This window comes from Alteromonas sp. BL110 (assembly GCF_003443615.1).
GTDB lineage: Bacteria > Pseudomonadota > Gammaproteobacteria > Enterobacterales > Alteromonadaceae > Alteromonas.
Map to the genome: position 1 here is coordinate 2,155,856 of NZ_CP031967.1, position 23,523 is coordinate 2,179,378.

Genomic DNA, 23,523 nt, shown 5'->3' on the forward strand with positions numbered 1-23,523 from the left:
GAACATGGCTCTAACTAAAGAAGATATCTTAAACGCAATCGCTGAAATGCCGGTAATGGAACTGGTAGAACTAATTGAAGCGGCTGAAGAGAAATTCAACGTATCTGCTGCAGCTGCTGTTGCTGTTGCTGGTCCAGCTGCTGGCGGCGACGCTGCTGCTGCAGAAGAAAAGACTGAATTCGACGTTGTAATGACTTCATTCGGTGGCAACAAAGTTGCAGTTATCAAAGCAGTTCGCGGCGCGACTGGCCTAGGTCTTAAAGAAGCTAAAGAAGTAGTTGAGTCTGCTCCTAAAGCTATCAAAGAAGGCGTAAGCAAAGATGAAGCTGAAGCACTTAAGAAAGAGCTTGAAGAAGCTGGTGCAGAAGTAGAAATCAAGTAATCTGACCTAGTCAGATTATTGCCTGAGACGGCAAGGCTGGTGGTTTTTTGAACCACCAGCCTTTTTGCGCTGTATAGTGTGTAGAAACTAACCCTTGGTTACACTACTTAAAGCGCCATTCGGAAATACCCATAAAAAGCATAAAAATCCAACAAGTTAACTAATAATTGGTTAAATTTTGTTGTATGCTGGTGTATCTGCCCGAAAAAGGGTTGTGGAAGTTTGTTGCTTAGTGCGCCATTTGAAACGCAGCTTTTAGCCCATAGCACGCGTTTTAAAGCATTTTGCAGCAGGTTGGGTCATAAATCAGCAGGCTGAGGAACCCATGGTTTACTCTTATAGCGAAAAGAAACGTATCCGTAAGGATTTTGGCAAACGCCCACAGGTACTGGAAATTCCATACCTTCTTTCAATTCAGCTTGATTCTTTCAAAAAGTTTATTGAGACCGATCCGGAAGCTCAATACGGTTTGGAAGCAGCATTTCGTTCCGTTTTTCCAATTAAAAGCTACTCAGGTAGTTCAGAGCTTCAATATGTAAGCTACCGCCTGGGAGAGCCAGTTTTCGACGTTAAAGAATGTCAAATTCGTGGCGTAACTTTCTCTGCTCCGTTAAGAGTAAAACTACGGTTAGTGTTGTTCGATAAAGACGCTGCCCCAGGTACCGTAAAAGATATTAAAGAACAAGAAGTGTACATGGGCGAGATCCCATTGATGACTGAGAACGGTACGTTCGTTATCAATGGTACTGAGCGTGTTATCGTGTCACAGCTACACCGTTCACCTGGTGTATTCTTTGATCACGACAAAGGTAAAACCCACTCGTCAGGTAAAGTGCTTTATAACGCACGTGTAATTCCTTACCGTGGTTCGTGGTTAGACTTCGAGTTTGACCCGAAAGATAACCTGTTTGTACGTATTGACCGTCGTCGTAAATTGCCTGCAACTATTATCTTGCGCGCACTTGAAATGACGTCTGAAGAAATCCTTGATACTTTCTTCGACAAAGTTGGCGTACGTATCAACAAAGACAAGTTGATGATGGAAGTGGTTCCAGATCGCCTTCGTGGTGAAACTGCTGCATTTGACATCATTGACGGTGAAGGCAACGTTGTTGTTGAAACTGGTCGTCGTATCTCAGCACGTCATACTCGTGCACTAGAGAAAGCAGGTCTTACTGAGCTAGAAGTTCCAGCTGATTACCTAATTGGCCGCGTATACGCAGCTACTTACGTAAACGAAGACACTGGCGAAGTTATTGTAAGCGCGAACGAAGAACTTACCCTTGAGAACCTAGCGGCGCTAAGCCAAGCGGGTATCAAAGAGTTCGAAACGCTTTACATCAACGAACTTGACCACGGTTCATATATTTCAGATACACTTCGTATCGACTCTTCAACTAACCGCTTAGAAGCACTAGTTGAAATTTACCGTATGATGCGCCCTGGTGAACCACCAACAAAAGACGCAGCAGAAACCTTGTTCGATAACTTGTTCTTCTCTGACGAACGTTACGATCTATCTTCTGTTGGCCGCATGAAGTTCAACCGCCGTCTAGGCCGTGAAGAGCTTATTGGTTCAGGCACGCTAGATAAAGAAGACATTATTTCTGTAATGAAGCAGCTAATAATGATTCGTGACGGTAAAGACGAAGTAGATGATATCGATCACCTAGGTAACCGTCGTATCCGTTCTGTCGGTGAAATGGCAGAGAACCAATTCCGCGTTGGTCTTGTACGTGTAGAACGTGCAGTTAAAGAGCGTCTAAGCTTAGGCGATCTAGACAACGTAATGCCACAGGACCTAATTAACGCTAAGCCTATCTCGGCTGCGGTAAAAGAGTTCTTCGGTTCATCTCAGCTTTCTCAGTTCATGGACCAAAACAACCCGCTATCAGAAGTAACGCACAAGCGTCGTATTTCTGCATTAGGCCCGGGTGGTCTTACACGTGAACGTGCAGGCTTCGAGGTTCGAGACGTACACCCGACTCACTATGGTCGTCTATGTCCAATCGAAACGCCGGAAGGCCCGAACATCGGTCTTATCAACTCATTGGCGAGCTTTGCGCGCACCAATGACTTCGGTTTCCTTGAAACACCTTTCCGTCGCATTGTTGACGGTGTGGTAACAGACGAAATCGATTACTTATCTGCAATTGAAGAAGGTCAATTCGCAATCGCTCAGGCTAACATTGCGCTGACTGAGAATGGCGAGTTGGTAGACGACCTAATTCCATGTCGTCACCGCGGTGAAACAACTTTGATGCCAACTGAAGACATCAAATACATGGACGTTTCACCACAGCAAATCGTTTCAATTGCTGCGAGCATTATTCCATTCCTAGAGCACGATGATGCAAACCGTGCACTTATGGGTGCGAACATGCAACGTCAGGCAGTACCTACATTGCGCGCTGATAAGCCGCTAGTTGGTACCGGTATGGAAAGAACTATCGCGGTTGACTCAGGTGTTACTGTAGTTGCTAAGCGCGGTGGTGTGGTTGACTATGTTGATGCCAGCCGTATCGTAATTAAAGTAGACGAAGATGAAATGCTTCCAGGTGAAGCGGGTATCGATATCTACAACCTGACTAAATACACACGTTCTAACCAGAACACTTGTATCAATCAGAAGCCTACTTGTAGTGTTGGCGACCCGATTGTTACTGGTGACGTGCTAGCTGACGGTCCTTCAACAGACCTAGGTGATCTTGCACTTGGTCAGAACATGCGTATCGCGTTCATGCCGTGGAATGGTTACAACTTCGAGGATTCAATCCTCATTTCTGAGCGTGTAGCACAGGAAGACCGTTTCACTACAATCCATATTCAAGAGCTTAGCTGTATCGCTCGTGATACTAAGCTTGGGCCTGAAGAGATTTCTTCTGATATCCCGAACGTGGGTGAATCTGCACTAAGCAAGCTTGATGAATCAGGTGTTGTTTACATCGGTGCGGAAGTGAAAGGCGGTGATATCCTTGTAGGTAAAGTAACGCCTAAAGGTGAAACTCAGCTTACGCCAGAAGAGAAACTACTACGTGCAATCTTCGGTGAAAAAGCGTCTGACGTTAAAGATACGTCTCTACGTGTACCTAACTCTGTTCACGGTACCGTAATTGACGTTCAAGTATTTACCCGTGACGGTGTAGAGAAAGACAAGCGTGCGCTAGAAATTGAAGACATGCAGCTACGTCAGGTTAAGAAAGACCTTACTGATGAGTTCGAAATTCTTGCAGACGGTATCTTTGCCCGTGCACAGACTGCACTTCTACGTGCTGGTGTTGACCAAGCTAAGCTTGACAGCCTACCGCGTGAAAAGTGGTTTGAAATTGCACTCAACAGCGAAGATGCACAGCTAGAGCTAGACCAAATCGCTGATCAACACGCTGAAATTAAAGCGGACTTCGATAAGAAGTTTGAAACTAAGCGTCGTAAGATCACACAAGGTGATGACCTAGCGCCTGGCGTACTTAAGATTGTTAAGGTTTACCTTGCGGTTAAGCGCCACATCCAACCGGGTGACAAGATGGCCGGACGTCACGGTAACAAAGGTGTTATCTCGACTATCCAGCCTGTAGAAGACATGCCATACGATGCTAACGGTACGCCGGTAGATATCGTTCTTAACCCACTAGGTGTACCGTCTCGTATGAACATCGGTCAGATCCTAGAAACTCACTTGGGTATGGCTGCACACGGTCTTGGTGTGAAGATTGATCGCATGATTAAAGAGCAGCGTGAGCTGGCTGAACTGCGTGAATTCTTGAAGAAGGTGTACGAACTTGGTGAAAATCACCAAGAAGTTGACATCGATAACTTCACAGACCACGAAGTACGTCGCTTAGCAGAAAACCTTCGTAAGGGTGTTCCAATTGCAACACCTGTATTCGACGGTGCTCGTGAATCAGAAATCAAAGAAATGCTGAAGCTTGCTGATATTCCAGAAAGCGGTCAGATTTCATTGTTCGACGGTCGTACCGGTCGCGAGTTTGAGCGTCCAGTTACGGTTGGTTACATGTACATGCTGAAACTGAACCACTTAGTAGACGACAAGATGCACGCGCGTTCTACGGGTTCTTACAGCCTTGTTACACAGCAGCCTCTTGGTGGTAAAGCACAGTTTGGTGGTCAGCGCTTCGGTGAGATGGAAGTGTGGGCACTTGAAGCATACGGTGCAGCATATACCCTTCAGGAAATGCTTACTGTTAAGTCAGATGACGTTAACGGCCGTACCAAGATGTACAAGAACATCGTCGATGGCGACCACAGAATGGAACCTGGCATGCCAGAATCATTCAACGTACTACTTAAAGAAATTCGCTCGTTGGGTATCAACATCGAGCTTGAAGAAAAGTAATACGGCAATCGCCGCGTAATGTTATGAGATGGCCCGGCGCTTGCGCCGGGTTCTAGAGACTGACTCCGCTGGGAGAGTAATGTGAAAGACTTATTAAAGTTTCTAAAGCAACAAAACAAGACCGAAGAATTCGATAATATTCGAATCGGTCTGTCTTCACCTGACATGATTCGTTCATGGTCATTCGGTGAAGTTAAAAAGCCTGAAACAATTAACTACCGTACGTTCAAGCCTGAGCGTGACGGTCTGTTCTGTGCGCGTATCTTCGGTCCGGTTAAAGACTACGAATGTCTTTGCGGTAAGTATAAGCGCCTTAAGCACCGTGGTGTTATCTGTGAGAAGTGTGGCGTTGAAGTTACACTGACTAAAGTACGTCGTGAGCGTATGGGCCACATTGAGCTAGCTAGTCCAGTAGCACATATCTGGTTCCTTAAATCACTTCCGTCTCGTATCGGCCTAATGCTTGATATGACACTTCGTGATATTGAACGTGTACTTTACTTTGAATCATACGTGGTTACAGAGCCGGGTATGACGACCCTTGAGCGCAGCCAACTTCTTAACGAAGAAGAGTACTTGGATGCACTTGAAGAGCACGGTGACGAGTTTGAAGCGAAGATGGGTGCTGAAGCAGTATTCGATCTTCTTACAGTTCTAGATGTTGACGCAGATGTTGCGGCTATGCGTGAAGAACTGCCTTCAATCAACTCTGAAACTAAGCGTAAGAAAATTACGAAGCGCCTTAAGTTGCTTGAGTCATTCCAACAGTCTGGTAACAAGCCAGAGTGGATGATCATGACGGTACTTCCGGTACTTCCACCAGATTTACGTCCTCTAGTACCACTAGATGGCGGCCGTTTTGCTACGTCTGACCTTAACGATCTTTACCGTCGTGTAATTAACCGTAATAACCGTCTTAAGCGTCTTCTAGACCTTGCTGCTCCAGACATTATCGTACGCAACGAAAAGCGTATGCTTCAAGAGTCTGTTGATGCACTTCTAGATAACGGACGTCGTGGTCGTGCGATTACTGGTTCTAACAAGCGTCCACTTAAGTCGCTTGCAGATATGATTAAAGGTAAGCAAGGTCGTTTCCGTCAAAACCTTCTTGGTAAGCGTGTTGACTACTCAGGCCGTTCTGTAATTACCGTTGGTCCTACACTACGTCTTCACCAGTGTGGTCTTCCTAAGAAGATGGCACTTGAGCTATTTAAGCCGTTTATCTACGGTAAGCTTGAAGGTCGTGGTCTTGCGACAACAATCAAAGCAGCTAAGAAGCTTGTAGAGCGCGAAGCACCAGAGGTTTGGGACGTACTAGACGACGTTATCCGCGAACACCCGGTACTACTTAACCGTGCACCTACACTTCACCGTTTGGGTATCCAAGCATTCGAACCTACACTAATCGAAGGTAAAGCGATTCAGCTTCACCCACTAGTGTGTGCGGCGTACAACGCCGACTTCGATGGTGACCAAATGGCGGTACACGTACCGTTGACAATCGAAGCACAGCTAGAAGCACGTGCACTTATGATGTCAACGAACAACATCCTGTCACCAGCGAACGGTGAGCCAATCATCGTACCTTCACAGGACGTTGTATTGGGTCTTTATTACCTAACGCGTGACAAAGTAAACGGCTTGGGCGAAGGCATGGTATTCACCAGCCCGAATGAAGCAGAAAAAGCATACCGTACAGGTAATGCTGAGCTTCACTCGCGCGTTAAAGTACGTATTACTGAATATGACATCGATGAAGATGGCAACAAAACTGAGAAAGTAACCCTAACTGACACTACTGTTGGTCGTGCGATTTTCTCATTGATCCTTCCAAAGGGTCTGCCGTTTGAAATCATCAACCAGGCGATGGGCAAGAAGCAAATTTCAAAACTATTGAATGCTTGTTACCGTACGCTAGGTCTGAAAGACACAGTAATTGCTGCTGACCAAATCATGTATACCGGTTTCCACTACGCGATGATTGCGGGTGCGTCTGTTGGTATCGACGATATGGTTATCCCTGCTGCTAAGAAAGAAATTATCGACGCGGCGGAAGCAGAAGTTATCGAAATTCAGGAACAGTTCCAAAACGGTCTTGTTACCGCGGGTGAGCGTTACAACAAAGTTATCGATATCTGGTCAAATGCCAACGAAAAAGTTGCTAAGGCCATGATGGATAACCTTAAGACTGACATCGTAATTAACCGCGATGGCGAAGAAGAAGAGCAATCATCATTTAACTCTGTTTACATGATGGCCGACTCGGGTGCTCGTGGTAGTGCCGCTCAGATTCGTCAGCTTGCTGGTATGCGTGGTCTGATGGCTAAGCCAGATGGCTCAATCATCGAAACCCCAATTACGGCGAACTTCCGTGAAGGTCTGAACGTACTACAGTACTTCATCTCAACTCACGGTGCTCGTAAAGGTCTAGCGGATACCGCACTTAAGACAGCTAACTCTGGTTACCTAACCCGTCGTCTAGTAGACGTTGCACAAGACTTGGTAATCACTAACGACGACTGTGGCACATTCGAAGGTGTTCAAATGACACCACTAATCGAAGGTGGTGACGTTGTTGAGCCGCTACGCGAGCGTGTACTAGGTCGTGTGGTAGCAGAAGATGTACTTAAGCCAGGTACTGACGAAGTACTAGTTGAACGTAATGTTCTTCTAGACGAAGCGTTAGTAGACATGCTTGAAGCTAACTCAGTTGACCAAATCATGGTTCGCTCGGTAATCACTTGTGACAACGACTTCGGTGTTTGTGCTAAGTGTTACGGTCGTGACCTTGCACGTGGTCATATGGTGGGTAGCGGTGAATCGGTTGGTGTTATTGCAGCACAATCAATCGGTGAACCAGGTACACAGCTTACCATGCGTACATTCCACATCGGTGGTGCAGCATCAAGAGCATCTGCTGAGAACAGCGTACAAGTTAAAACTGCGGGTAGCCTTAAGCTACACAACGCGAAGTTCGTACGTAACTCTGAAGGTAAAGTGGTTATCGTCTCTCGTTCAACAGAACTTACTGTTATCGACGAGCAAGGCCGTGAGAAAGAGCGCTATAAAGTACCTTACGGTGCTGTACTTAGCGTGGATGACGGTGCATCAATTGCAGCTGGCGACGTTGTTGCTAACTGGGATCCGCATAGTCACCCAATCATCACTGAACGTGCAGCTAAGATTAGCTTCGCTGACATTGATGACTCTAACACCGAAATGCAGCAAGACGAGCTTACTGGTCTAACCCGTATCGTTGTTAAAGACCTTGCGAAAGTTAACTCTAAAGAGCCTAAGCTAATTCTTGAAAGCGACGAGTTCGGTCTTCAAGAAATTCGTCTTCCAAGCTTCACAACCATTGAAGCGAAAGAAGGCAAAGTGGCTAACGAAGGTGACGTGCTAGCACGTATTCCTCAGGAGAGCTCGAAGACTCGTGATATCACGGGTGGTCTACCGCGCGTTGCGGACCTATTTGAAGCACGTAAACCTAAAGAGCCTGCAATTCTTGCAGAAATCTCAGGTACTATCGGCTTTGGTAAAGAGACCAAAGGTAAGAAGCGTCTTGTAATCACACCTGCTGAAGGTGACGCATACGAAGAGATGATTCCTAAATGGCGTCAGCTTAACGTGTTCGAAGGTGAGAAAGTGGAAAAAGGCGAAGTTATCGCCGATGGTCCAGAATCTCCACACGATATCCTGCGTCTACGTGGTATCTCAGCAGTAGCAAACTACATCGTGAACGAAGTTCAGGAAGTATACCGTCTACAGGGTGTTAAAATTAACGATAAGCACATCGAAGTAGTTATTCGTCAGATGCTACGTAAGTGTATTATCACTCACCCAGGCGATACGCAGTTCCTTGAAGGCGAACAGGTTGAAGTATCGAACGTTAAAGTGGCTAACCGTGAAATTGAAAAACACGGCAAGATCCCAGCACAGTACGAAACACAGCTGCTTGGTATCACTAAAGCGTCACTATCTACTGAGTCATTTATCTCAGCGGCATCGTTCCAGGAAACAACACGTGTTCTAACTGAAGCTGCGGTTCAGGGTAAAGAAGATGACCTACGCGGTCTGAAAGAAAACGTAATCGTTGGACGTCTAATTCCAGCGGGTACCGGTTTCGCTTACCACGAACGCCGTGCACAAAAACGCAAAGAGCAAATCGAAGAAATGTCAGTATCTGCTGCAGAAGCAGAACAGGCACTAACCGAAGCGCTAAATGCTGGTGCAGACGAAGATACTGCCGAATAAGGCAAGATCATAGGAGTGCGTTAACGTACTCCTAACAATTTGGCAGTGAAGTTGTACAGATTGCAGATAAATTAACTGCTTAAGCTTTGTACACCTTGACAGTCAGGGCGATGATCTTTAATATTCCGCGACCCGATTTTGGATAGCCATCAAATGGCTCGATAAACGGTCGCGGTTTTTCGTATCAGCGCTCAGTGAATATTGACGAGCACAATGTTCACAATCAAGCGCGATTAATAGATTAATCGCATTAATATGGACCCAGTCGCAGTGATTGGGTTTTCGTAGTTTTTAATCAGGAGCTAGTTAATGGCAACAGTTAACCAGTTAGTGCGCAAGCCGCGTAGAAAGCCCGTTGAAAAAAGCAACGTAGCTGCTCTACAAGCTTGTCCACAAAGACGTGGTGTATGTACTCGTGTATATACTACTACGCCTAAGAAACCAAACTCTGCACTACGTAAAGTATGTCGTGTACGTCTAACTAACGGTTTTGAAGTTTCTTCATACATCGGTGGTGAAGGTCACAACCTACAAGAGCACAGTGTAGTACTTATCCGTGGTGGTCGTGTTAAAGATCTACCAGGTGTTCGTTATCACACAGTTCGCGGTACTCTTGACTGCGCAGGTGTAAACGATCGTAGACAAGCCCGTTCTAAGTACGGCGCGAAGAAGCCTAAGTCTTAACGGTTCTCCGTTAGTAAGGCCAAACTGAAGTTTAAGAGTTTTGGGTTTTCCCTGAATTCATACGGAGAATAGAAAATGCCAAGAAGAAGAGTCGTAGGTCAACGTAAAATCCTACCAGAGCCAAAATTTGGTTCACAACTGCTTGCGAAATTCATGAATGTCGTAATGCTCGACGGCAAAAAGTCAGTCGCTGAAAGAATCGTTTACGGTGCGCTTGATATTGTTGCTGAAAAAACCGGCAAAGCACACCTAGATATCTTCGAGGAAGCGCTTGATAACATCCGCCCAACAGTAGAGGTTAAGTCTCGTCGTGTTGGTGGTTCAACTTATCAGGTTCCAGTTGAAGTACGTCCAGTTCGTCGTAACGCGCTAGGTATGCGTTGGATGGTAGAAGCTGCACGTAAACGTGGCGAAAAGTCTATGGCACAACGCCTAGCGGCTGAAATGCTAGACGCAGCAGATAATAAAGGTTCAGCGGTTAAGAAACGTGAAGACGTTCACCGTATGGCCGAAGCAAACAAAGCGTTTGCTCACTACCGTTGGTAATCAACGTTATTTAACTGAGAGAGATTTATGCCTCGTAAGACCTCGATTGAGCGTTATCGCAATATTGGTATTGTGGCTCACGTGGACGCGGGTAAAACCACGACCACAGAGCGAGTCCTGTTTTATACAGGGCTGTCTCACAAAATCGGTGAAGTGCACGATGGTGCTGCTACCATGGACTGGATGGAGCAAGAGCAGGAGCGTGGTATTACTATCACGTCTGCTGCCACGACTTGTTTCTGGTCTGGTATGGAGCAACAGTTCGATCAGCACAGAATTAACATCATCGACACTCCTGGACACGTAGACTTTACTATTGAAGTAGAGCGTTCATTGCGTGTACTAGACGGTGCAGTAGTTGTGTTCTGTGGGTCTTCTGGGGTAGAGCCTCAATCAGAGACAGTCTGGCGACAGGCTGACAAATATGAAGTGCCACGCCTAGTGTTCGTTAATAAAATGGACCGGGCTGGCGCTGATTTTGAGCGTGTTGTGGGGCAAATCCGCAAGCGTTTAGGCGCAAACTGTGTTCCGATTCAAATCAACATGGGCGCTGAAGAGAATTTCCATGGCGTCATCGACCTTGTGAAGATGAAAGCCATCAACTGGAATGAAGACGACATGGGTATGACATTTACCTATGAAGACATTCCGGCTGAATATCTTGATACCGCTGAGCAGTACCGCACCGAAATGATCGAAGCGGCTGCAGAAGCGTCTGATGAGCTGATGGATAAGTATTTAGAAGGCGAAGAGCTGACTGAAGATGAAATCCGTTTAGGCCTTCGTACGCGTACACTGAATAACGAAATTGTTCTTGCCACGTGTGGCAGTGCCTTCAAAAACAAAGGTGTTCAGGCAGTACTAGACTCTGTAATTCATTACCTTCCGTCTCCAACTGAAGTTAAAGCCATCACGGGTGTGCTTGACGATAAAGACGAGACTGAAGCAGAGCGTCATTCAAGCGACGATGAGCCTTTCTCAGCGCTAGCATTTAAAATAGCAACCGACCCATTTGTTGGTACGTTAACCTTCTTCCGCTGTTACTCAGGTGTAGTTAACACGGGCGATACGGTATATAACCCGGTCAAAGGTAAACGTGAGCGCTTCGGGCGTATTGTGCAAATGCACGCAAAAGACCGCGAAGAGCTTAAAGAAGTACGCGCAGGTGACATTGCCGCCGCTATCGGCCTTAAAGATGTCACTACGGGGGATACACTTTGCGACCCTAACAACGTTATTACGTTAGAGCGTATGGAGTTCCCTGACCCTGTTATTTCAATAGCGGTAGAGCCTAAATCACAGGCTGACCAAGAAAAAATGGGTATTGCTTTAGGCAAACTTGCGGCAGAAGATCCGTCTTTTAAAGTTAAAACTGACGACGAGACGGGTCAGACGATTATCTCAGGTATGGGTGAACTTCACCTTGATATCATTGTCGACCGCATGAAGCGAGAATTCAAAGTTGAATGTAACGTAGGTAACCCTCAGGTTGCTTATCGCGAAACCCTTCGTAAATCTGTTGAAGTGGAAGGGAAGTTCGTTCGTCAGTCAGGTGGCCGTGGCCAATTTGGTCATGTATGGTTGCGCATTGAGCCTCAGGAAGAAGGTTCAGGCTACGAATTTGTGAACGAAATCGTCGGTGGTGTTGTACCAAAAGAGTTCATTCCAGCGGTCGATAAAGGAATTCAGGAGCAGATGCGAAGTGGTGTTCTTGCAGGGTTTCCGGTACTAGATGTAAAGGTTACTTTGTTTGATGGTTCTTACCACGATGTTGACTCTTCTGAAATGGCGTTTAAGATCGCCGGCTCTATGGGTTTCAAAAAAGGCGCCGCAGAAGCAAATCCGGTGTTGCTTGAACCCACAATGAAAGTTGAAGTGACTACTCCAGAAGACTGGATGGGTGATGTAGTTGGTGACATTAATCGTCGCCGCGGCATGATCGAAGGTATGGAAGATGGCGTAGCAGGTGTTAAAATAATACGTGCAAAAGTGCCACTTTCAGAAATGTTTGGCTACGCAACTGATTTGCGTTCACAAACACAAGGTCGTGCTTCATACTCAATGGAGTTCTTCAATTATTCTGAGGCGCCTAACAATGTGGCGCAGGCTATTATTGAATCTAGAATTTAATCTAAATGAAGGTTCGGTCCGGTCTATTGGTGGGTCGGACTTTTAACTTAGGAAACGAGAAAAATGGCAAAAGAAAAGTTTGAACGTACGAAACCCCACGTAAACGTGGGTACAATCGGCCACGTTGACCACGGTAAAACTACCCTAACTGCAGCTATCACTACAGTTCTTTCTAAAACTTACGGCGGTTCTGCTCAGGCTTTCGATCAAATCGATAACGCGCCTGAAGAGAAAGCTCGTGGTATCACCATTTCTACTTCACACGTAGAATATGACACTCCTACTCGTCACTACGCACACGTAGACTGCCCAGGACACGCTGATTACGTTAAAAACATGATCACTGGTGCTGCTCAGATGGACGGTGGTATCCTAGTAGTAGCTGCGACTGACGGCCCTATGCCTCAGACTCGTGAGCACATCCTACTTGGTCGTCAGGTTGGTATTCCTTACATCATCGTATTCATGAACAAGTGTGACATGGTTGATGATGAAGAGCTTCTAGAGCTAGTAGAAATGGAAGTTCGTGAACTTCTTAACGAATACGAATTCCCAGGTGATGACCTACCAGTTATCCAAGGTTCAGCTCTTAAAGCGCTTGAAGGCGACGCAGAGTGGGAAAAGAAAATCATCGAGCTTGGTGAAGCGCTTGATTCATACATCCCAGAGCCAGAGCGTGCAATCGACAAGCCGTTCATCCTTCCAATCGAAGACGTATTCTCAATCTCAGGCCGTGGTACAGTTGTAACTGGTCGTGTTGAGCAAGGTATCGTTAAAGTTGGTGAAGAAGTAGAAATCGTAGGTATCAAAGACACTACTAAGACTACTTGTACTGGTGTTGAGATGTTCCGTAAGCTTCTTGACGAAGGCCGCGCGGGTGAGAACGTTGGTGTTCTTCTACGTGGTACTAAGCGTGACGAAGTTGAACGTGGTCAAGTACTAGCTAAGCCTGGTTCAATCACTCCACACGTTAACTTCGAAGCGGAAGTATACGTACTGTCTAAAGATGAAGGTGGCCGTCATACTCCATTCTTCAAAGGCTACCGTCCACAGTTCTACTTCCGTACAACTGACGTAACTGGTGCTGTAGAGCTTCCGGAAGGCGTAGAAATGGTAATGCCTGGTGACAACCTTAAATTTAAAGTTGAGCTAATTGCTCCGATTGCGATGGAAGAAGGTCTTCGTTTCGCAATCCGTGAAGGTGGTCGCACAGTAGGTGCTGGTGTTGTATCTAAGATCCTAGACTAATCTAGACTTAGCAACACAAGCCAAAAAAAGCGCACTTAGGTGCGCTTTTTTTATGCCTTTTAGAAAGTACGTGAGTGTAAGCCCTCTGAAACACGCAGTGAACCCATCCATGGGGGCTCCGACACCGCATCCATGCGGTGTAGGGTTTCAGAGGGCATACACTCACTCCCTCGTTAATCGGCATAACAAGAGCTTTGAAGAGGAGAGGAGTAACACGCCGTAAAGCCATCCATGGCGGCTTCGCAGCAGCGTCCCTGCTGCTGAGAGTTTTTGATGGGGCTTCACTCCCTCCTTGCTTGGCATAGCAAAAAGCTTGAGGAGGAGAGGAGTAACACGCCGTAAATCCATCCCAGCTTTCAAGTAAGAGCTTCGACACCGCATCCATGCGGTGTAGGGTTTCAGAAGGCACAACACTCACTCCCGTTCTGCGTAGTCACAAAACAGTTAAGCTAGAAATAAAGTGGGGGGCGTACTGCTATTGCTGCGGGAAGGTTGCGTTATGCATTACAGTTATTCACAGTTATAGTCGGCTTCTCACCTCGATTGGGATGACGATAGGTAAGCTTACATATTTGGTCTTCACCAATTTCATCATTGCTAAAGCCGCTAGTTTGTCTTTCTAGGGTAAAGATAACTTCAGGGGCCGAGCCAGTTAACTTCCAATCGTCTTCGGTGAAGTCTGCTACAAGTTTCAAATTCGTCTGTGTTGCGTAAGGGTAGCCATAGCGTACACGAATACCTGACGTTAGGGTGGTATCAGCGCTGCCTTCAGCCCCTTCAAGAAGTGATTTAGCATAGACAATATCTGAAGAAGCGACTAAGGCTGATTTTAAACCCTGGAGCGCGCCAACTTGCGCATCTTTTTGAATGTTTAAAAGCTTCGGGGCAGCAGTGACAGCAAGTATGCCCAGCACAACAATTACTATAATTAGCTCTATTAGAGTGAAACCCTTATTCCTGAACTGCATACCTTACCGTACTTGAAAGCCCTAAAACCGTTTGCATCCAAGTTGAAGTGTATACCATTGAATAAATGTTTCAATTTAGACATAAGCCTAAATCTAATTTTAAGGAAAGGTAGATATAAAAAAGCTAGGCAATTACCTAGCTTTAATTCTGATAGCTCTAAGCCAAGGGCGAATTACATTTGTTCTATTTTGTAACCCTTAGCTTCTAACAGGGCAATTACGCTGTCATCACCCACTAAATGTCCTGCACCAACTAAAACAAACTCTTGGTCTTCGTCGCCGAACATAGCTTCGATTTGAGGTAGCCAGTTTTGGTTACGCTTGGTAAACACATCATCATAAGAAGTCGGTGACTCACGTTTGAACGTATCTACCACCAACTCATCAATTTGTTCAGTGTCACCATTTCTCCATGCTTTTATAGTGCTTTGTAGCATTTCTTTTAGTTCTGGTAAGGTTTCCAACGTTTCAGAGATTAGACGATCTTCTTCACCCGCTCCCATGTTCGCAAGCATGTTGATTTGAAAATCTAATGATTCTAAGTATTCGCTTGTTTTACCATCACGTGCAGCTAACTGCATAAAATAGGCATCTACACCTTGTCCTGCCATCTGAGAGCGTTGTGCTTCCATAGCAACTAGCATTGATGCGACCATACCTGGCTTAAATCGAGCTAACTGATCTGCAGTAGCCCCAAAGTTAGTTAAATAAGCATTAAGAGCCTGATAGGTTTCTTCTGAAACATCATCCTTAAGCGACTTGCCTTCTGCATACGCGAGTCCTGCCATCATTTTTTGCTGACCTTCGATATCTGTTGGATCTGGCATTTTGACTTCAAAAACTAATGTGTCGGCTTGCTCATAAACGTCGGTAAATTCACTCGGCAGTGGAAATTCAGAAATGGGTAAAATATGGATGGTGCCACCTAGATATACGGCGTCTTCACCATTAGTTACTTTCCAAACGGACGTTTGGCTATCAGTGTCGGCAATAGCAGTTGTTACAGTAGATACAGCGAGTCCAAGCGAGAACAGGAGTTTTTGTATAGAAAAGTTTTTCATCTTCATCCCTAAGGTTATGTACTTATTATTGTTTAAAGCGTGCGAATCAGTATCCCTTCGCTTTTGAAAAAAGTCTTAATAATTCGAACGGTAGCGACTAAATTATAAGCTAGAATAGCAGAGTGCAATCTAGATATAACCTGTCCCTAGTGATGTTTTTTCAAGGTAACCACAAAAAGGCGCATCTAGGCGCTAAATGCAGGCGAATGCTAACAATTGAAGTCGCTATTGATGTACATTAACTCTTAAAGAAAACTACTCATCGACGTTAGGCGTTTATTCATTATGAAGTTTATATACCTACTGATGTCCGTACTTACATTCTTGTTTACTCCTACTACATTAGCTACTACAAGCCCTATGCATGATACAAAGCCCCCATTACCGCAAGCAGCCAGTGAGGCACTGATAAAAAACATCTCAGCGTTCCCTCACTTCACCAAAGAAGAAGTAATAGCGAATACGCCTCTTACTAATGACGCGTGGAGAAACTATGTTCACGCTAGAAATGGCGAGCAAAAGAAAAAAATCAAGAAGATGAAGAAAGAGCTTAATGTAGAGGTTGAGCTTATAAATTTAAATGGTGTAGTAGTGCGCAAGTTGACACCTAAGGCGATTACATCGGAATTTAAAGGTAAGGTTTATCTAGATATTCATGGCGGGGCGTTTGTCCTTTTTGGGGGGCTGCCTAGTATCGAAGAAGGGCTGCTTGTCGCTGAAAGGCTAGGCATTGTGGTATATAGCGTTGACTATAGGATGCCACCAACGTTTCCATTTCCAGCTGCACTGAACGACGTAATTGCAGTTTACAATGCTTTACTCGACCAAGCTGGGGAAGGAAATGTATTTGTGGGTGGGACATCGGCAGGAGGTGGTTTGGTGCTTTCACTAGTCCAGTCTCTTATCAGCAGTAAAAGTCCCCTTCCAAAAGCGGTGTATGCAGGCACGCCTTGGGCCGACCTTACCAAAACCAGCGACAGCCTTTATACGAACGAAAGTATAGACAGTGTGTTGGTTACCTATGATGGACAGTTAGAAGCTGCCGCTAAATTATATGCCGGCAAAAGAGCACTAACAGACCCTGCTGTATCGCCTCTATACGGTGCATTTGGCGCATTCCCACCAACTTTACTGGTGACAGGAACACGGGATATGTTTTTAAGCGATACGGTAAGAGTGAGTCGTGCAATACGCGACAGCGGAGGCGTTGCGCAGATAGAAATTTTTGAAGGGCTATCTCACGCCGAATATTTGATTTTCTATAAAACGCCAGAATCGGAGACGACCTATAGGTCGATGAAATCCTTTTTTCTCTCAATCATTTAATTAGACCAGCACGCATACCGTTCAGTATGCGTACTAACATCACCAAAACATAGGCTTGAGTAAACGTATATTGCCAAGCTATAACTACGAACCAAACATTACGGTTAACACGGTAACGATAGCTCCGATACCGGCTATTTTTAGCCCGTTCTTGTACATAGGCAGTTTAGGAATAAACATCAAAAACGCGGAAATAACAAAAAATAGCAAGCCTACGCCAAAGCTTATATTGAGCCAAAATAGAGGACTGTTATTCGTCGCTTTGTGAAGCTTAACCATTTTAGACAAAACGATTGGGTAGTCTTTTTTTGTGATAGTCGCTTCACCGGTAGCTTTATCGTAGTTTCCTACATTAAGCACAATCGCATCTGCGTTTTCGCTTGTCACTTTACTCCCTCTCATTTTGAGTAAAGGCAGCAGCTCTTCTTTTGTTAAATTAGCTTCAAGCTGCTTAGTATGGGTTTGTTCATACTTTAATATATCGGTAGGGCGAAATATAAGAAGGATGCCGCTTAAAGCATATACGCCCATAATGCCCGCGAGAAAAAAACCAAGCCAGCGGTGATATTTGCGAAAAGCCATGTGGAATTTAGGTGATGCCATTGTTTTGCCTACTAAAAAAAAGAGGCATATTTATAAACGAGAATGCATCTTATTTGAAGTGCTGTTTTCTTGTTTGATAGAAAATTTAAGGTTAACGACATTATTTATTTCTTTTCCATAGAGCCTCCTATAATCATTACACGCTAATAATCAATACACGCTAAGTGGTATGAAGAGTCGGAAAAAACTACGTCTAAATTAGACTTTAGTCTTACAATGGCGCTAAACCATGGTGACAAATGGTTTAATGTTAAGAGACAGGCTCGGTTTTTTAAGCTTTGTTACTCACCAAGGCTTACAAGAGCATATAAAAACAATATTAGGATAATAAAATGCAGTCTATTGCCATAGTAATACTGGGCATCATTGGAATGTTGCTCGGTTGGTTCGTATATTCGAAGTTTATTGCGAACCGCATATTCAAGTTGGATGATAGTTTTGTAACCCCAGCGCATACCATGCAAGATGGTGTCGACTTTGTTCCTACCAATAAAGTAGTGTTATGGGGTCACCATTTTACCTCAGTGGCAGGTGCTGCGCCGATAGTAGGGCCAGCAATTGCCGTTTACTGGGGCTGGGTTCCCGCTGTACTTTGGGTGGTATTTGGCACGATTTTGTTTGCCGGAGTACACGACATGGGAGCTTTGTGGGCCAGCGCACGACATAAAGGAAAATCCATGGGGGCGCTATCCGAGAGCGTTATTGGTAAACGATCACGCTCCCTCTTCATGATAGTGATCTTCCTCGTTCTCTTAATGGTTAATGCCGTTTTCGGCGTAGTTATCGCTAATTCCTTTGTTTCCCAACCTAATGCAGTTTTTCCCGCATGGATGGCAATTGCCGTTGCACTTATTATTGGTCAACTGTTGAAGCGTAACTTCAGCCTTATTCCTTTGTGTATTGTTGGTATTATTGTTCTCTATGCATCGGTATATGCGGGTAGCTATATTCCACTGAGCTTGCCAGAAACCATGTTTGGCCTAGCCGATAAAGCGAACTGGATAATCATTCTTTTTGTTTATGCAGCTATTGCATCACTACTACCGGTTTGGATGTTGTTACAGCCTCGTGACTTCATTAACGGCATGCAGTTGCTTGTTGGCTTATTCTTACTTTACGGCGCCGTATTTTTTGCTATGCCGGATATCACTGCCCCGGCATTTAACACGCAAACCGCGGTAGATTCACCAAGCCTCATCCCGTTGCTGTTCGTCACCATTGCGTGTGGTGCGGTTTCTGGCTTCCACGGCATAGTGTCATCAGGGACCAGTTCTAAGCAGCTTGATAAAGAAACTGACGCGCGCTTTGTTGGTTATTTAGGTGCAATTGGTGAAGGTTCACTTGCGCTTATTACCATTGTCGCGGTAAGTGGCGTTGCGTTTGCTGCTTCTCCTGAAGAATGGCACGAAGTATACAGCCACCTAGGCGCTGGCAGCGTTGGCGCATTTATCACAGGTGGTGCGAATCTTATTCAGCAGGGCTGGGGGCTACCAGTAGATTTCTCTTCAACTATTCTAGCCGTTATGGTTGTCCTGTTTGCGGGCACCACTATGGATTCAGGTGTACGTCTACAGCGCTACATCATACAAGAATGGGGCGACATTTATTCTATTGGTGCATTGAAAAACGGCGTAATAGCGACACTTGTGGCGGTCGGCTGCTGTTTGTTACTTGCATTCGGTGCAGGCGGTGCATCAGGTAGTGGCGGTATGATTATTTGGCCGCTATTTGGTTCGACTAACCAAATCCTTGCTAGCCTTACTCTGTTAGTTATATCAGTTATGTTGATCAAGCTGGGCCGTCCTGCAAGGTATACGTTAATACCCATGGTATTTGTATTGATCATGGCTTTCTTCGCTGGTCTGATAAAGCTCAAAGAGTACTACGTAGAAGGAAACTATTTGTTAGTGTTCTTAGACGCAGTAGTGCTGGTGGTTTCAGTGCTCGTAATGCTCGAAGCCTTCTCTGTAGTGTCTAAGCTTAAAAAGGAGTCGAAACACAAGGCCCCACAAGGATAAGCAGCTGAATAGCTAATTGAGCACCGATACGGTTTTTCATGGTTGACCTCTGAGTTTAAAAAGCACACTCACGAGATAGTCAACATTCGGCCAGTACATTTGTACTGGCCATTTTTATGCTTCCACAATCGACCCAATCAGTTTTGTTGATTTTCTGTCACACCTTATATCTGTTACTATCTATAGTGTTTAAGACAACGTGACTTTGTCTGCAAGCAGAGCATGTCAACGAGCATCGAAGCTTAAGGCAAGGTTACAAGAGAGGCTATGTGTCAGATATCATTTTACTAGGGCAAAATTTTCTAGCGCTATTCATGGAATCAGCGCCATGGCTGCTATTGGGATTACTAGTTGCAGGAGTGATGCATGAGCTAGTGCCTGTTTCTTTTCTTGAAAAGCATATGGGCAGCGCATCATTTGGCTCTATTAGCAAAGCCGCTATTATCGGTGCGCCTTTGCCACTTTGTTCATGCGGTGTTATTCCTGCCGCGCTTGGTTTACGTCGAAGCGGTGCTTCTAAGTCATCAACAATTTCCTTTTTAGTTTCTACACCGGAAACAGGTGTAGATAGTGTGTCAGTTTCCTACGCATTGTTGGGTCCGTTGTACGCTATTGTAAGGCCTGTTGCGGCGGTGGTAAGTGCAATTTACGCAGGTTTAATGGTACGTTTTTTTGCAGAGCGCAACGAACTAACTGAGCAGAGTGAACCTGTACCTGCTTCAGCCACCTCATCGTGTTGCAGCAGCAAGACAGAGCCAGAGGTTGTAAAGAAACCCGCAGCCGATGCCCAATGCTGCGACAGCGAGTCTTCGCATCAGCATGCTCACTCTACGCAACAGTATGATCACAATGTATCGCGCGAGCCATCTCAGGCAGCTAAGGTATTGTCTTATGCAAGCGGGAAGCTGCTCGAAGATATTGTGGTGTGGCTACTGATTGGATTAGCGCTCGCCGCCGCCATTAAAACCTGGGTGCCTACCGACTTTCTTACCCAATGGGGAGATGGTGTAGTCGCCATGCTTGTTATGGCACTGATAGGCATTCCTATGTACATATGTGCTACCGCGTCTACACCGCTTGCGGTTGGCTTTTTGGCTGCAGGGCTATCACCTGGTGCCGTGCTAGTATTTTTAATGGCAGGGCCTGCCACTAACGTATCAACCATGGGCATGATAAAACAAGAAATGGGGGCTCGAACTCTTGCGCTATATTTGTTCAGCGTTATCTCTGCAAGTATCGGTTTTGGTTACGCACTAAACTACTTAGTGTCCTCGCTATCTCTATCTTCAATGATAAAAACAACAAGCCACGTACATGGGCACGGCGCAGGTGTTCAGATAATCTATGGCTTATGTGCAATTTTGCTGGCAGGATTAATGTTGAGGCTGGGGGTGAAAAAGCTTCGGCAATATCGTCATAATCAAGAGCAGCACTCGGCATGCTGCGGTTAACAGTAACGCTGCAGCTGCCTTTCCTCATTCAAGCGCTCAAATGATATTTACAGAGCGCTTGTATATCCCGCTCTATTATCCATAATAGTCGCTCAACTTCTTTAAATTAAAACGCGTTTAAACCTACAGGGACGCTTGGAATTATTACATGCTTTTACTTATTGTGTACGTCTTCATTGCACTGGGCTTTTCTTTTTTGTGCTCAATCGCAGAGGCTGTAATTCTGAGTGTTTCGTCAGCGTATATCTCGGTATTGGAGAAAGACGGCAAAGCCAGCGGTGCATTGCTTCGTAAACAAACCGATAATATTAATACTCCGCTATCTGCTATTTTAACGCTTAACACTATTGCACATACTATGGGTGCTGCCGGCGCTGGTGCACAAGCAGCGGCCGTATTCGGGGACGCCTATTTAGGTGTTATCTCAGCAGTCCTTACTCTGCTTATTCTTATCTTTTCAGAAATTATTCCAAAGACACTTGGCGCTACCTATTGGCGAACGCTTGCGCCAGTAACGGCATACTTTCTCAAATACCTTTCAATCGTGCTTTTGCCTTTCGTTAAAATGTCTGAACTCATGACTAAGGGCTTTAAAGAAGACAGCCCGCTTCGCGGGTTAAGCCGCAGTGAACTGCACGCTATGGCTGAATTGTCAGGACAGGAAGGGCAGTTAGCCAATCATGAAGCGGCGTTTTTGCAGAGCTTATTAAGCTTGCACGAGCTTAGAGTTAAAGATGCTATTACCCACCGAACAGCGCTGTTTAAAGTATCAGAGTCGATGACGGTGGAAGCGTTTTTCCATAAGCACGCCAATATTGAGTTTTCACGAATCCCCGTGTTCGAAGATAGTGACTCTGAGAACATCACTGGCTACGTCATGCGCTCTGACTTGTTGGTCGCGCAGGCGAGAGGAAACACCGACAAGCCACTTTCAGAATATGCCAAAGACATGGTTACCGTGTTAAACACTATGCCGCTGTCAGTCACCTTCGAGCACTTCATCAATAAGCACGTACATATGCTGTTGGTAGTCGACGAGTACGGTGGTTTAGAAGGAGTACTTACGCTAGAAGACTTGCTAGAACGCTTGTTAGGTGTTGATATCGTAGATGAAAAAGACACCACGGTAAGCATGCGTAGGCTTGCTAAAATGATGACCAAGCGTAAAGAGCAGATGATGATCAAAAATGTGCCTGATGCCTCACTTGAAAACTCCCCGAGGAAAAAATAGCCTATATTGCAACGAAGGCCTGAACCGTTATTAAGGATGATCGTGATGATTAATACAACATCGAAAACAGAGAAATGGAATAAGGCTCGAAAAATACACCAAGAATTACACGGTCAAAGAGCTAAGCAAAAGACGCTGGCATTAGCTTTATCCGTGTTACTTACTTCTGGCTATACTATTGAGGCAGCGGCGCAAGAATTAAGCATTCCCTGCGATGAAGCTGAAGAGAAAGCCCTAGCTGAGGCGAAAGCCAATGAAGTTGAGCGAATAACCGCATTCACACCTGCTACTCCTCTTGAGCGAGTGAATCCAAGATACCCGACTACAGCCGTGAGAAAAGGCCGTGAAGGATGGGTTAGATTAAGCTACGTTATCGATGAAGAAGGTCGCGTGAAAGACCCTGTCGTCGAAGATTTCTTCGGAAGCCCGTCTTTCAAGCGCAGCGCACTATCAGCAGTTAAAAAGTGGCAGTATAACCCTGCATTAAAAGATGGCGAACCTACTCAACAATGCCATCAAGCGGTTCAATTGGATTTTGCTATTGACGGAAAAACTGGCGCCACTCGCAAATTTATTAAAGCGTATAAAAACGTAGATGAAATATTCAAAGCAGGTAATATTGAAGCGGCAGACGAAGCGCTTAAAGAGCTATTGAGTTGGGACACTTTAAATCGCTACGAGAATGCGTGGTTGCTCAACTTGGAGTCACAGATTGCAAGAGAACAAAGCGACATTGAAAGAGAAGCGAAAAGCCTAACGCGATTACTTTCCAGTAATGGACAAAAGCGTTTTAACAATGCCGTTTTTGATGACGATTATGTGGCTTACGTACTTCAGAGGAAAATACTTCTTGATGCGCAGCGTGGATATTACGCCGAAGCTCTAAAATCGTACAGCAGGCTTCAAGAAATGGAAGAGCAACAACCGCGTATTGAGGAAGTTGCCGCAATAGTAAATCAGATTAAAACATCTATTGCGTCTGAGAAAAACCTTCAGGTACCCGTAAGCATGGGAGACAACGGACGTTGGTTCCACACGCTGGTGAGAAACCAGTTTGCTTTTAATAATATACAGGGTGAACTTGATACTGTTGAAGTACGCTGCGATTCTCATAGAGAAAAGTTCACCGTGGCCGAGGCTCATGTTTGGCATATTCCACAAAGCTGGGGGCAATGCCAGGTGATGGTGAAAGGGGACAGTGAGACAACATTTGATTTAGTCGAAGTTGCCAAAGGTCTGGCTTCGGCAGGCTGAGCTTTGAAAGCCT

General features: G+C 45.3%; 15 protein-coding genes. 12 read left to right on the forward strand and 3 right to left on the reverse strand.

Annotated elements, in window-relative coordinates; all coding sequences use genetic code 11:
- The first annotated feature begins 4 nt into the window (after positions 1-4).
- From rplL to tuf, 7 genes are all read left to right on the forward strand, one after another.
- The gene (gene rplL / locus D1814_RS09465) at positions 5-382 is read left to right on the forward strand and encodes a 50S ribosomal protein L7/L12 (protein WP_015068303.1); all 378 of its coding nucleotides are present in this window, start codon (positions 5-7) and stop codon (positions 380-382) included.
- A 325-nt stretch (positions 383-707) separates the two neighbouring features.
- A complete protein-coding gene (rpoB, locus tag D1814_RS09470) occupies positions 708-4,736 on the forward strand; it encodes a DNA-directed RNA polymerase subunit beta (RefSeq protein WP_118491688.1) in 4,029 nt (1,342 codons plus the stop codon).
- A gap of 81 nt (positions 4,737-4,817) precedes the next feature.
- The gene (rpoC, locus tag D1814_RS09475; protein ID WP_118491691.1) at positions 4,818-8,990 is read left to right on the forward strand and encodes a DNA-directed RNA polymerase subunit beta'; all 4,173 of its coding nucleotides are present in this window, start codon (positions 4,818-4,820) and stop codon (positions 8,988-8,990) included.
- A gap of 309 nt (positions 8,991-9,299) precedes the next feature.
- The gene (gene rpsL, locus D1814_RS09480; RefSeq protein WP_025257518.1) at positions 9,300-9,674 is read left to right on the forward strand and encodes a 30S ribosomal protein S12; all 375 of its coding nucleotides are present in this window, start codon (positions 9,300-9,302) and stop codon (positions 9,672-9,674) included.
- Positions 9,675-9,749: 75 nt separating this feature from the next.
- Positions 9,750-10,220: a 30S ribosomal protein S7 gene (gene rpsG / locus D1814_RS09485; protein ID WP_014980519.1), complete on the forward strand. Its 471-nt coding sequence runs from the start codon at positions 9,750-9,752 to the stop codon at positions 10,218-10,220.
- A gap of 27 nt (positions 10,221-10,247) precedes the next feature.
- Positions 10,248-12,350: an elongation factor G gene (fusA, locus tag D1814_RS09490; protein ID WP_118491693.1), complete on the forward strand. Its 2,103-nt coding sequence runs from the start codon at positions 10,248-10,250 to the stop codon at positions 12,348-12,350.
- A 63-nt stretch (positions 12,351-12,413) separates the two neighbouring features.
- Positions 12,414-13,598, forward strand: a complete 1,185-nt coding sequence (gene tuf, locus D1814_RS09495) for an elongation factor Tu (RefSeq protein ID WP_014980400.1) — start codon at positions 12,414-12,416, stop codon at positions 13,596-13,598.
- 497 nt (positions 13,599-14,095) lie between these two features.
- Here the strand turns inward: tuf and D1814_RS19695 are convergent, their stop codons facing one another.
- Both D1814_RS19695 and D1814_RS09505 read right to left on the reverse strand, forming a co-directional pair.
- Positions 14,096-14,566: a type II secretion system protein gene (locus D1814_RS19695; RefSeq protein ID WP_118491695.1), complete on the reverse strand. Its 471-nt coding sequence runs from the start codon at positions 14,564-14,566 to the stop codon at positions 14,096-14,098.
- Between the two features lie 173 nt (positions 14,567-14,739).
- Complete coding sequence (locus tag D1814_RS09505) at positions 14,740-15,627, reverse strand: TraB/GumN family protein (RefSeq protein ID WP_118491697.1); 888 nt, start codon at positions 15,625-15,627, stop codon at positions 14,740-14,742.
- A 285-nt stretch (positions 15,628-15,912) separates the two neighbouring features.
- On the opposite strand from D1814_RS09505, the gene D1814_RS09510 reads away from it, so the two are divergent.
- Positions 15,913-16,953 (forward strand): alpha/beta hydrolase, encoded by a 1,041-nt coding sequence (locus D1814_RS09510; RefSeq protein WP_118491699.1) that lies wholly within the window; start codon positions 15,913-15,915, stop codon positions 16,951-16,953.
- Positions 16,954-17,037: 84 nt separating this feature from the next.
- On the opposite strand, the gene D1814_RS09515 is transcribed toward D1814_RS09510, so the two are convergent.
- Positions 17,038-17,556 (reverse strand): hypothetical protein, encoded by a 519-nt coding sequence (locus tag D1814_RS09515; RefSeq protein WP_118491701.1) that lies wholly within the window; start codon positions 17,554-17,556, stop codon positions 17,038-17,040.
- A 332-nt stretch (positions 17,557-17,888) separates the two neighbouring features.
- Here D1814_RS09515 and D1814_RS09520 point away from each other — a divergent pair, with 332 nt between their 5' ends.
- The 4 genes from D1814_RS09520 to D1814_RS09535 all read left to right on the forward strand — a co-directional run bounded on the left by D1814_RS09520 (position 17,889) and on the right by D1814_RS09535 (position 23,510).
- The gene (locus D1814_RS09520; RefSeq protein WP_118491703.1) at positions 17,889-19,574 is read left to right on the forward strand and encodes a carbon starvation CstA family protein; all 1,686 of its coding nucleotides are present in this window, start codon (positions 17,889-17,891) and stop codon (positions 19,572-19,574) included.
- A gap of 269 nt (positions 19,575-19,843) precedes the next feature.
- A complete protein-coding gene (locus D1814_RS09525; protein ID WP_118491705.1) occupies positions 19,844-21,025 on the forward strand; it encodes an SO_0444 family Cu/Zn efflux transporter in 1,182 nt (393 codons plus the stop codon).
- A 148-nt stretch (positions 21,026-21,173) separates the two neighbouring features.
- Entirely contained in the window at positions 21,174-22,256 is a 1,083-nt protein-coding gene (locus D1814_RS09530; RefSeq protein WP_118491708.1) for a CNNM domain-containing protein, read from the forward strand.
- A 45-nt stretch (positions 22,257-22,301) separates the two neighbouring features.
- On the forward strand, positions 22,302-23,510 hold the full coding sequence (locus D1814_RS09535; RefSeq protein WP_118491710.1) for a TonB family protein: 1,209 nt from the start codon (positions 22,302-22,304) through the stop codon (positions 23,508-23,510).
- The last annotated feature ends 13 nt before the right edge of the window (positions 23,511-23,523 follow it).